Origin of the sequence: Microbacterium sp. 5K110 (assembly GCF_005774735.1) — a bacterium.
Taxonomy (GTDB): Bacteria; Actinomycetota; Actinomycetes; order Actinomycetales; family Microbacteriaceae; genus Microbacterium.
On the sequence record NZ_VBUM01000105.1, the window covers coordinates 1 to 10,457 of the forward strand.

A 10,457-nucleotide genomic window follows, 5' to 3' on the forward strand; every position below is an offset into this window, starting at 1 on the left:
CCACCACCCCCACCGGCACACCGCCACCGCATCCAGAACAGGCGATGCACCCGAAACAGGCCGATCTCGGCGTGATCGCCCTGTCTCCGGCGCACGGCCTGTTCCGGAAGCGCGCCCGCGCCCCGCGCAACACAGCGCCCCGCCCCGCGGCGGCGGGACGGGGCGCGAGACGCTCCGGAGGGACGGGGGCGAGAGCCGGGGCTCAGCCGAAGAGCGCCGCGGCCTCTTCGTAGCGGTAGAGGGGGACCGAGTTCAGCTCGCCGAGGGCGTCGGCGAAGGGAACGCGCACGATGTCGGTGCCGCTCATCGCCACCATCTGGCCCCAGGCGCCGTCGTTCAGCGCGTCGGCGGCGTGCAGCCCCAGACGGGTCGCGAGCACGCGGTCGAAGGCCGACGGCGAACCGCCGCGCTGGATGTGACCCAGCACCGTGGCCCGGGTCTCGATGCCGGTCAGGCGCTCGATCTCGGGGGCCAGCAGCTCGCCGATGCCGCCGAGGCGGGGGCGGTTGAAGGCATCCAGCCCCTTGTCGCTGAAGGCCTCGTCCATGCCCTTGAGCTTGAACCCCTCCGAGACGACGACCAGGGGCGCGCGGCCGCGGTCGTGGGCGCGCGTGACCTGCTCGACGATCTCGTCGATCGACATCGGAACTTCGGGAATGCAGATGACGTGCGCACCGGCGGCGATGCCGGCGTGCAGCGCGATCCACCCGACGTGGCGGCCCATGACTTCGGCGACCATGCACCGCTGGTGGGAGTCGCCGGTGGTGCGCAGGCGGTCCATGGCATCCGTGGCGATGTTCACGGCGGTGTCGAAGCCGAAGGAGTAGTCGGTGGCGCGCAGGTCGTTGTCGATCGTCTTGGGCACGCCCAGGACGTTGATGCCGTCCTTCGACAGGCGGTCGGCCGCGGCGAGAGTGCCCTCGCCGCCGATGGCCAGGATGCCGTCGATACGGTGCCCGTACAGCGTCTTCGAGATGTTCTCGGCGCCACCGCGGACCCCCTCATAGGGGTTGGTGCGGCTGGTGCCGAGGATCGTGCCGCCGACCTTGGACAGCCCCTTCACTTCGTGTCGGGTGAGCGGGAAGAAGTCGCCGTCGACGACTCCGCGCCATCCGTCGCGGATGCCGACGAACTCGATGTCGTAGTTGGTCGTGCCCTTGAGCACGACGCCACGGATGACGGCGTTCAGCCCGGGGCAGTCTCCGCCGCTGGTCAGGATGCCGATCTTCATGCTGTGAACCTCGCTAGTGGGGATGATCGAGTCGGCGACGCTGCCACCACCGAGACTATCGCCCCACCCCCGGGAAGCGGGAACCCGAGGACCACTCACGCACGACGCCAGGTGCCCGGGCCGGAGGAGTCCTCACGCGTCCACTCCTCCGCCTCCCCGCTGGGTGCCACCTCACCGAACCAGAACGTCTCGTCGGGGCCCCACCCCGCCAGGACGCTCGCCCCGAGGCCGCCGAGGTCGACCACGCGGCCTGCCGTGGCCACATACCCCGCGGTGGTGAGGTGGACGCCCACGGCCTCTTTCGCGAGCGCCGACCAGTCGGGTTGGACCCAGACCCCCTCGCGACCGGTCGTCCAGCGCCACACGTTGCGCCGGGAGGCGGTGACGACGAGTGGATGCCGATGGCACAGCGACGCCCACGCGTCGGGGCCGTCGATCTCGATGACCTCTCCGTCGGGGACGGTCACGCTACGCGTCCTCGCCGACGTCCACCCCAGGGAGTCCTCCACGAGAGACATCCCGACCGGGCCTTCGGCTCCGCGCGACGGCGTCGTCCGGGGCAGGTCGACTGGCGGAGTGGACCACCACGGGCCCGAAAGCCGCTCGCTGTACGCAGACGCCGCGAACTGGATCTCGGTCGCCGCCATGTTCGCACGCCACTCCGACAGGACGGCTTCCGTATCCGTGCGGAACGGGCTCGCTCCCTCCCACGTGACCGTCGCCTGCGCGTCGTGATCGACCGGACGGGTCCACGAGGCCGCGCGCCCCGATCGCGCAATGGCCGCGGCCACGGGAGCGAGCACGGGCCGCATCTCCGAGGCCGCGGCGAGGACGTCCTCGCCGGACGGCGGCTGCCAGTACGCGGCGAGATCGACCGCGACTTCGAGTGCCCGCTCGATCCGCGCGGGCGTGATCTCGGGCGTCGGGATCTCGGCGAGTGCCGCAGCGGCCTGGGCGCTCGAGACCTCGGGCTCGACGAACGGCTCGTCACCTCCCCCGATGTGGATGAGGGTCCCGGGGTTCTCGGCGAGGGCGTGCGCCGCCCAGAACACCGCCTGCGTGGCATCCCGGTCCACGGGTGTGTCGGACTGCCGGGCCGCGTCGAGCAGGATCTCGAGACACAAGCGCCGTCCGCGCGGACCGTCGAGAAACGTCGAAGGGTCGAGGGACATGCCCCCGACCCTAGCGACAGCGCCGACGTGGCATCCAGGACGCACGCCCGCAACGCGCGAACGCCCCGGCAGAACCGGGGCGTTCGCGAGAGGGGTCAGGCCCCGAGCGCCTGCCGCAGCAAGTGCATGAGAGCCGAAAGCTGCACCGAGTCGCCCGATCCCGGCTCGATGGCGAGGCCGTCCAACGCGCGCTGGGCCAGGCCCTCCTTCGAGTCGATGAGCTCGGCGATCTTGGTGTCGATCGTGTGGGCCGCGATGATGCGCCACGCGGTGACGGGCTCTTCCTGGCCGATGCGGTGCACACGGTCGATGGCCTGCGTCTGCTCCGCGGCGGTCCACGACAGCTCGGCGAGCACGACGTTGGACGCCGCCTGCATGTTCAGGCCGACACCGGCCGCGGTCAGCGAGCACACGGCGATACCGACACCCGGATCGTTGTTGAACGCATCGATCGCGGCCTGTCGGGCGGTGGACGTCTGGTCGCCGCGCACCGAGACCGACTTCAGCCCCGAGGCCTTGAAGTGCGCCTCGGCGGCATCCATGACGTCGATGTGCTTGGCGAAGAAGACGACCTTGCCGACCGAGCGCTGCAACTGGACGGCGTAGTCCGCGGCGAGGTGCGCCTTGGCCTGACCGATGCGGCGCACCATCGTGAAGACGTTCTCGGAACCGGTGCCGGCGGCCTTGCTCTCTTCGAGCTCGCCGTGCGCGACGAGGCGCACGATGTCCTCGTCGATCTCGCCGGGGGCCAGGCCCCGGTCGCCGCGCGCCTCGATGATGCGGCGGTACTTCGCCGCGAGGCGCGCTCCGAGCTCACGCTCGGCCTGACGGATCGACCTCCCGAATTCGTCGTCGAGCTCGACCGGGAGGTCGGCCACGAGCTTGTCGGGGAGGTCGGCGGCGACGTCCTTCTTCTTGCGACGGACGATGCCCATCGAGATCACGGCCTCGCGAGCCTCCGGGTAGAACGCCTTGTCGGCCGGCGTGAGGCCGGTGGCATCCAGCTTCTCCATGAGCTCGGCGCCGGGCTTCTCTCCGGTCGTCCACCCCAGGAACCGCCAGATCGCGTCGAAGTCCTCGACGTCGTTGATGAGCGGCGTTCCGGTGAGCGCGAGCAGCAGCGGATCGCGCGTCTGCTGACGGACACGGGATGCCAGGGCGAGGACGTTCTGCGACCGCTGCGACGACAGATTCTTGATGAAGTGCGCCTCGTCGACCGCGATGCCCTTGAGGCCGATCGACGACAGCCACGACAGGTGCCGGTCGAGGATCTCGTAGTTGACGATGAAGATGTCGGCGAACGCGTCGATGTCGGCGCCGCTGCCCGAGATGACCGTCGCGCGGCGGTGCGGTGTCCAGCGCTGCACCTCGCGCGCCCAGTTCATCTTCACGACGTTGGGCACGACCACCAGCAGCGGGTAGGCCTCGGCGACGGAGGCGGCGAGCACCGACTCGGCGGTCTTGCCCAGGCCCGGCTCGTCGGCCAGCAGGAACGAGCGGTGGCCCAGGCGCACGGCCTCGAGGAACCGGGACTGGTGCGGCATGACCTCGAGCCCGCGCGGCGAGAGGCGGTCGAACTCGGGCACGGGCGGAAGCTCCATGCTCGCCGCCGATCCCCCGGCCCCGGTCTCGAACGCTTTGTAGAGCGGGCCCATGAGCTCCCACCCGTCGAGGCGGCGGCGCGGTGCGTCACCCGTGGCACGCGGGGTGAGGTCGGGCGGGAGGAAGGGGTTGGCCATCTGCCGCGCCTCGATCGAGGGCGGGATGACCTGCTTCTCGGCGAGCGCCGCGGGGACCACCGGCGTGGCGGCGGGGGCGGTGTCGGTGATGATGAGCTCGTCGGGCGCGAGCTCGGCACCGGACTCCAGCAGCCAGTCGCGGCGCATGCGTCGTGCGACCGGCGACGTGGCCTGATCGACCTCGAGCAGCTGGATGAGCGACGTGTCGCGTGCAGCGGTCTTGGCCAGGATCGTGGCTACCCCGTCGAGACGCTTGAGCAGCTCGGCCCGGGCGCCGTCGGTGATCTCGGTGTCGGCCTTCACCCGCGCGCGCTCTTCGCGCACCAGGAAAGCGATCACCTGAAACTTCACCCGGTTGGTGGGGCCGAGCTTTCCGCGCTGAGCTTTGGCTTCGACCTCGCGAACCTTCCGGGCGAGGATGGGGATGACGGGTGCCTCGTCGTCGCGACGGGATGACGAGGTCTTGCGGCGCCGTTGGCTCGAGCTACGGGCTGCGGTTGCCGTGGTCGGCATGCTCCTCCTGAGCGTGTCGTCCGGATCGGTCCGGGACGTCCGGCGTGACGCCGGTGGATCAGTGACCCCGGAGAATGCCGCACGGCCTCCCGCCGAAGCGGCAGTGCCAGCGACCCGCAACGCGTCTTCACCGGAACGGCTCGCGAGGAGGCGGGTGACGGGGTCGCCCCTATTCTAGCGCGTCCCGGGCCGGTCGCACCCTCACCGACCCGCCCGCGATCATGGACACCTACGCTGGGCCCATGGCCGAACCGATGTCGCGGGACCAGCGCGTGGTCCTGACCGTGGCGGTACTGGCATCCTTCGTGTCCTTCCTCGACGGCACGGTCGTCAACGTCGCGCTTCCCGCGATCTCGCGGGATCTCGGTGGCGGTCTGTCGACGCAGCAGTGGGTCGTCGACGCGTATCTCGTGACGCTCGGGGCGTTCATCCTCGTCGCGGGCTCTTTGAGCGACGTCCTCGGTCGGACCCTCGTCCTGCGGATCGGGCTCGTCGGCTTCGGGATCACCTCGGTCGCGATCGCCGCGGCCCCCACGGCCGAGTTCCTCATCGTCGCGCGGGCGCTGCAGGGCGTCGCGGGCGCCCTGCTCGTGCCGAGTTCCCTCGCCCTGATCACCTCCACCTTCCGCGGCGCGTCGCAGGCCCGCGCGATCGGCATCTGGACGGGCGCGACCACCGTCGCCATGATCGCGGGGCCCCTCATCGGCGGCGTCTTCGTGGACACGCTGTCGTGGCGCCTGGTCTTCCTCGTCAACGTCCTGCCGATCGGCCTGACGCTCTGGCTGCTCGCCCGGCGGGGCCGTACCGACCACCGGCGGCCGGGGGCGCACGTCGACATCCTCGGAGCGGTCCTGTGCGCGGCGGGCCTCGGCGGCGTCGTGTTCGCGCTCATCGAGCAGCCGAACCTCGGCTGGTCCTCGCCGGTCATCTGGGCTCCGGGCGTGCTGGGCGTGCTGTCGTTCGCCGGATTCCTCGTGCGTCAGCGCGTCGCCCGCGAGCCGATGATGCCTCTGGACCTCTTCCGCTCCCGCAACTTCTGGACCGGCAACCTCACGACGATGTTCGTCTACGCGGCGCTGTCGCTGAACGGTTTCGTCCTCAGCGTCTACCTGCAGCAGGGCGCGGGGCTGCCGGCGACGCTCGCGGGACTCGCGTCGCTGCCCAGCACTCTGCTCATGATCGCGCTGAGCTCGCGCATGGGGGCGTTGTCGGGTCGGCTGGGGCCGCGCCTGTTCATGACGCTCGGGCCGGCGATCATGGCGATCGGCGCGCTGTTGCTGCTGACGGTGCGCCCCGAGTTCGACTACTGGACGCAAGTGCTCCCGGGGGTCGTCGTGTTCGGCCTCGGTCTGACGGCGACGGTGTCGCCCCTGACGGCCGCGGTCCTCGGCGCGATCGACGCGGAGCGCTCGGGCATCGCGTCGGCGGTCAACAACGCCGTATCGCGCGTCGCGGGCCTCCTCGCGATCGCTGCGGTGTCCGCGATCGCCGGCGGGGCGCTCGATCTCGACGGGTTCCACCGCGCGGCGATCTTCACCGCCGTACTGATGGTGCTCGGCGCCGCGACGTCGTTCTGCGGCATCCGCAATCACCTGTCGCGTCAGGACTGAGGCGGTCGCGCTGCCGCGCACCCGACGACAGCGTCAGCGCAGGATGCGGCGCACGCGCTCGACGTCATCGGCCATCTGCACCAGCAGCGCGTCGACACCGTCGAACGCCGTCATGCCGCGCACGCGCTCGACGAAGCGCACTTCGACGTGATGCCCGTAGAGGTCGAGATCGGTCTCGTCGAGCACGTACACCTCGACCTGGCGGGCGTGCACGTCGTCGAACGTGGGGTTCGTCCCGATGCTGATCGCCGCGGGGTAACTGGTGCGGCGTGTGCCCTCGATGTCGATCAGCCAGCCGGCGTAGACCCCGTCGGCGGGCACGAACCCCTCGAGGTCGGGTGACAGGTTGGCCGTCGGATAGCCGAGCTCGCGCCCGCGCTTGAGGCCGTGCACCACTTCGCCCCACACGGACGGCGACCGACCGAGCAGGCGCGCGGCGGTCGCGATGTCACCGGCGGCCAAGGCCTCGCGGATCCACGTCGAGGACACCCGACGATCGGCATGGACGGCGCGGACATCGTCGACGACGTCGACACGGAAACCGTGCGCCTCGCCCATCCGGACGAGCAGGTCGGGATCGCCCGCACCCCCCGCGCCGAACCGGAAGTCGCGTCCGACCAGAACGGTCCGCGCCGAGAGCGCGTCGACCAGGACGCGGCGCACGAACACATCGGCGGGGAGCGCGGCGAGCGCCTCGTCGAAGGTCAGCAGCAGGGTGGCATCCACTCCCGCGCGATCGAGCAGCTCGAGCTTCTGGTGCGGGCCGATGACATCCGGCGGGCAGGTGTCGGGCCGCAGCACGCGGAGGGGGTTGCGGTCGAAGGTGACTGCGACGACCTTCGCCCCGTCGGAGGCCTCGACGCGCGCGCGATCGATCACCGCACGGTGGCCGGTGTGGACGCCGTCGAACTTGCCGATCGCCACGACCGACGGCCCGAACCCGGCGGGCACCTCTTCGGGGTTGCGGAAGACGATCACGACGCCGTCCGACGGTGCCGCACGAGCCACCACAGGCCCAGGAACGGCAGTACGAGCGGGATGAACACGTAGCCGATGCCGTACACCGACCACACCGTCGGGTGCTGGAACAGCGCGGGCAGGACGAGACTGAGAGTGCCCACGACGATCACGCCGATCAACTCGAAGCCGATCGCCACCCAGGCGACCCGGTACCAGGCCGGGCGGGCCGAGAAGATCAGCGCGAGGGTCGCGAGGATGTAGACGACCGCCGCGAGCGCCGACAGGGCATAAGCCACCGGCGCTTCGTCGAACTCGCGGACGATCTGCACGAACGAGCGCCCCGTGGCGGCGAGCGCCATGATGCCGTAGACGATCACGAGGACCCGGCCGATGCCGGTCATTCCGCGGGTGCGGGCGGGAGTGGTGGATGCCATGACCTTCCGAGTCTAGTTCGGTCGGCACCGCAGCTCGCCGTCGGTTCGGCGCCCGGGTCAGGCGACCTGCACCGTCCAGATCACGTGCATGCGCCACACCATGACGGCCACCGCGAGAGCCGCGACCCCCATGATCACGGTGCTCCAGCGGCTGCGCTCGATGAGCGCCCACGCGGCGCCGGCCGGCGGGAGCAGTGCGGCCGAGACGAGGTACGTCCAGTACTCCAGCAGACTGCCCGAGGCCGGGTTGCCGGCGAACGGCGACACGATGGCGACGACGATCTGCACGATGAGCAGCAGTTCGATGAGGGCGAGCGCCCCGACGGTGAGGTCGGAGGGACGACGTCCCGCCAGCCCCGCCGCGATCGCGACGAGGCCCGCGAGAACCGCGACCCCCACTTGCGTGAGCGTGAACCACAGGATCATCGCGCGGCCTCCTCGGGCATGTTCATGACGCTCTTGAGTTGGCTCCCCCGCCGCTCGACGATGCCCACCAGGCGCCCACCCGGATCGATCGCCGCAGCCCGCTCCCCCGTGAGGCGACCGCCGCCGTCGATGCGCTTGCCGTGGCGGAGATCGCGCGCGTCGTCGTCGCCCACGGCCAGACCTCCGACGACCGTGGCCGCAGCGACGGCCGGGTCGACGAGGGCGTCGTCGGCGATGTCGTCGACGGATGCCGCGGACGCCACGTCGAAGGAACCGATCCGCGTGCGACGCAGAGCCGTGAGGTGTCCGCCGACGCCGAGGGCTCGGCCCAGGTCGCGGGCGAGGGCGCGGATGTAGGTGCCGCTGGTGCAGTCGACGACGACGTCGAGGGCGATCGTCGCCGCGTCCCGACGGATGGCACGCACGTCGAAGCGCGACACCGTCACGCGTCGGGCCTTCAGCTCGACGGTCTCGCCGGCACGCGCCAGGTCGTACGCGCGGCGGCCCGCGACCTTGATGGCCGACACGGTGCTGGGCACCTGGTCGATCTCGCCCGTGAGGTCGGCGATGCCCGCCGCGATCGCCGCATCGGTCACCGCCGCGACATCGGCGGCATCCGCTCGAGCCGTCTCTTCGCCGTCGGCGTCGTCGCTGTCGGTTTCGATCCCGAGCAGGATCGTCGCCTCGTAGGTCTTGTCGGCCCCGACGATGAAGGTGAGCAGGCGCGTCGCACCCTCGACACCGAGCACGAGCAGCCCCGTCGCCATCGGGTCGAGAGTGCCCGCGTGCCCGATCTTGCGAGTGCCGAGGGCGCGGCGGGCCCGCGCGACGACGTCATGGCTGGTGAGGCCTCCGGGCTTGTCGACCAGGAGGATTCCGGCGCGCGCCATCAGCAGAAGTCGCCGAACACGCGCACGGGGTCGGCGGGATTCGAGTTCTCGACGATGGCCGAGGCCGTCGCGCGCGGGCGCGTCGCCGCGAGGTAGTGCTTCTGCGCGTCGCTCCGCTCGGGTGCGGGTGCCCCGATCGGCGGCGAGGACTCGAGCCACACCGACCAGTGCCACATGCCGCGCAACGCGGAGTCCAGGAGGAACGCTCCGTCGACGACGAGCACGGCGTCCGCGGGTGCCGCCTCGACGCCGACGGGCGGGAACGGCTCACCCGCCCGGAACGGTGCGACCAGCTCCGCACGCACCGCCTCGGCCCGGTCGGGAGCGACCTCGCCCAGGGAGGCGCGGAACACGGGGGTGCCGTCCGCCCCGAGCGCCGCGGCGAAACCCTCGGCGAACGCGGTGGCCGCCTCGGCATCCAGCGCGTCGACGGCGACGACGATCCGGCCGGAACGGGAGTTCTGACGCACCTCGTCGCGGAGGCTGCGGTGGAGGGACTCGAGCGACATGCCTCCAGCCTAGGCCGGGCGCCGGACACGCCGACTCTCGATCTACGCTGGAGGGATGCCAGCACTCGCCGCGCCGCTCATCGCGTGGTATCGCGACACCGCGCGGGACCTCCCCTGGCGCCGCGCCGGGTTCGGGGCGTGGGGAACGCTCGTGAGCGAGTTCATGCTGCAGCAGACGCCCGTGAATCGCGTGATCCCGCACCTGGAGGCGTGGCTCGACCGCTGGCCGACGCCGGCCGCCCTCGCCGCGGCCGCCCCGGCCGAGGCCGTGACCCAGTGGGCGAACCTCGGCTATCCGCGCCGCGCGCTCTGGCTGCACCGGGCGGCGGTCGAGATCCGCGATCGTCACGACGGAGTCGTGCCGCGCGACGTCGAGGCGCTGCTCGCCCTCACCGGGATCGGCGACTACACCGCGCGCGCCGTCGCGGTCTTCGCCTACGGGGATCGGCATCCGGTCGTCGACACCAACACCCGCCGGGTGCTCGCGCGCGTCGTCGACGGCGTCGCGCAGCCCGGCCCTCCGGGCAAGGCCGACCTCGCCCGCATGGATGCCGAGCTCCCGGCCGACCTCACCGCCGCCGCGATCGTGAACGCCGCCGCGATGGAACTCGGCGCGATCGTGTGCACCGCCCGATCGCCGAAGTGCGACGTGTGCCCGCTCTCGGCGCAGTGCGCGTGGCGGAACGCCGGGTATCCGGCATCCGAGGATCGTCGCCGTCGCCCAGCGAAGTACGAGGGCAGCGATCGTCAGGCGCGCGGAGCGGTCATGAAGGTGCTGCGCGAGGCAGCACCCGCCGCCGTGCCCCTGGACGCGGTGATCGCCGACTGGCCAGACCCCGTGCAGCGCGACCGCGCGATCGATTCCCTCATCGCCGACGGCCTGGCCGAGGCCGCCGAGGCACTGCTCTTCCTGCCCCGCTGACGCGACACCGGCCGCAGTTCCGCATCAGACGGTCGGGGCCGGGGCCGGGGC

Annotated in this window: 10 protein-coding genes; 2 read left to right on the forward strand and 8 right to left on the reverse strand. The window is 71.4% G+C overall.

Translation table 11 applies throughout. The features are described 5' to 3' along the window. Positions 1–202 precede the first annotated feature (202 nt). The 3 genes from FE256_RS16185 to FE256_RS16195 form a co-directional block, all read right to left on the reverse strand. Entirely contained in the window at positions 203–1,231 is a 1,029-nt protein-coding gene (locus FE256_RS16185; protein WP_138177714.1) for a 6-phosphofructokinase, read from the reverse strand. Between the two features lie 95 nt (positions 1,232–1,326). Further along, on the reverse strand, positions 1,327–2,403 hold the full coding sequence (locus FE256_RS16190) for a hypothetical protein (RefSeq protein WP_138177716.1): 1,077 nt from the start codon (positions 2,401–2,403) through the stop codon (positions 1,327–1,329). 95 nt (positions 2,404–2,498) lie between these two features. Then, positions 2,499–4,655 carry a DEAD/DEAH box helicase gene (locus FE256_RS16195; RefSeq protein WP_138177718.1) on the reverse strand — a complete coding sequence of 719 codons (2,157 nt, stop codon included), beginning with the start codon at positions 4,653–4,655 and terminating at the stop codon, positions 2,499–2,501. Between the two features lie 242 nt (positions 4,656–4,897). On the opposite strand from FE256_RS16195, the gene FE256_RS16200 reads away from it, so the two are divergent. Continuing rightward, positions 4,898–6,265, forward strand: coding sequence for an MFS transporter (locus FE256_RS16200; RefSeq protein WP_138177720.1), 1,368 nt, complete (start codon positions 4,898–4,900; stop codon positions 6,263–6,265). A 33-nt stretch (positions 6,266–6,298) separates the two neighbouring features. On the opposite strand, the gene FE256_RS16205 is transcribed toward FE256_RS16200, so the two are convergent. From FE256_RS16205 to FE256_RS16225, 5 genes are read right to left on the reverse strand one after another with little or no spacing between them, the layout of a single operon-like run. Beyond that, positions 6,299–7,243, reverse strand: a complete 945-nt coding sequence (locus FE256_RS16205) for a bifunctional riboflavin kinase/FAD synthetase (RefSeq protein WP_138177722.1) — start codon at positions 7,241–7,243, stop codon at positions 6,299–6,301. Beyond that, positions 7,240–7,659, reverse strand: a complete 420-nt coding sequence (locus FE256_RS16210) for a hypothetical protein (RefSeq protein WP_138177724.1) — start codon at positions 7,657–7,659, stop codon at positions 7,240–7,242. The genes FE256_RS16205 and FE256_RS16210 overlap by 4 nt, the downstream gene beginning before the upstream one ends. A 57-nt stretch (positions 7,660–7,716) precedes the next feature. Next, the gene (locus tag FE256_RS16215) at positions 7,717–8,085 is read right to left on the reverse strand and encodes a hypothetical protein (RefSeq protein ID WP_138177726.1); all 369 of its coding nucleotides are present in this window, start codon (positions 8,083–8,085) and stop codon (positions 7,717–7,719) included. Further along, entirely contained in the window at positions 8,082–8,975 is an 894-nt protein-coding gene (truB, locus tag FE256_RS16220; protein WP_138177728.1) for a tRNA pseudouridine(55) synthase TruB, read from the reverse strand. The genes FE256_RS16215 and truB overlap by 4 nt, the downstream gene beginning before the upstream one ends. After that, positions 8,975–9,484 (reverse strand): nucleoside/nucleotide kinase family protein, encoded by a 510-nt coding sequence (locus FE256_RS16225; RefSeq protein ID WP_138177730.1) that lies wholly within the window; start codon positions 9,482–9,484, stop codon positions 8,975–8,977. Before FE256_RS16225 ends, truB begins: the two co-directional genes overlap by 1 nt. Positions 9,485–9,539: 55 nt before the next feature. Between FE256_RS16225 and FE256_RS16230 the strand changes: the two genes are divergently transcribed. Further along, the gene (locus FE256_RS16230) at positions 9,540–10,406 is read left to right on the forward strand and encodes an iron-sulfur binding domain-containing protein (RefSeq protein ID WP_138177731.1); all 867 of its coding nucleotides are present in this window, start codon (positions 9,540–9,542) and stop codon (positions 10,404–10,406) included. The last annotated feature ends 51 nt before the right edge of the window (positions 10,407–10,457 follow it).

Bases quoted from the DNA above. Each gene is read 5' to 3' on its own strand.
- FE256_RS16230 (WP_138177731.1), top strand. From the start codon at position 9,540: ATGCCAGCACTCGCCGCGCCGCTCATCGCGTGGTATCGCGACACCGCG.
- FE256_RS16195 (WP_138177718.1), bottom strand. From the start codon at position 4,655: ATGCCGACCACGGCAACCGCAGCCCGTAGCTCGAGCCAACGGCGCCGC.
- FE256_RS16210 (WP_138177724.1), bottom strand. From the start codon at position 7,659: ATGGCATCCACCACTCCCGCCCGCACCCGCGGAATGACCGGCATCGGC.
- truB (WP_138177728.1), bottom strand. From the start codon at position 8,975: ATGGCGCGCGCCGGAATCCTCCTGGTCGACAAGCCCGGAGGCCTCACC.
- FE256_RS16200 (WP_138177720.1), top strand. From the start codon at position 4,898: ATGGCCGAACCGATGTCGCGGGACCAGCGCGTGGTCCTGACCGTGGCG.
- FE256_RS16215 (WP_138177726.1), bottom strand. From the start codon at position 8,085: ATGATCCTGTGGTTCACGCTCACGCAAGTGGGGGTCGCGGTTCTCGCG.
- FE256_RS16185 (WP_138177714.1), bottom strand. From the start codon at position 1,231: ATGAAGATCGGCATCCTGACCAGCGGCGGAGACTGCCCCGGGCTGAAC.
- FE256_RS16190 (WP_138177716.1), bottom strand. From the start codon at position 2,403: ATGTCCCTCGACCCTTCGACGTTTCTCGACGGTCCGCGCGGACGGCGC.
- FE256_RS16225 (WP_138177730.1), bottom strand. From the start codon at position 9,484: ATGTCGCTCGAGTCCCTCCACCGCAGCCTCCGCGACGAGGTGCGTCAG.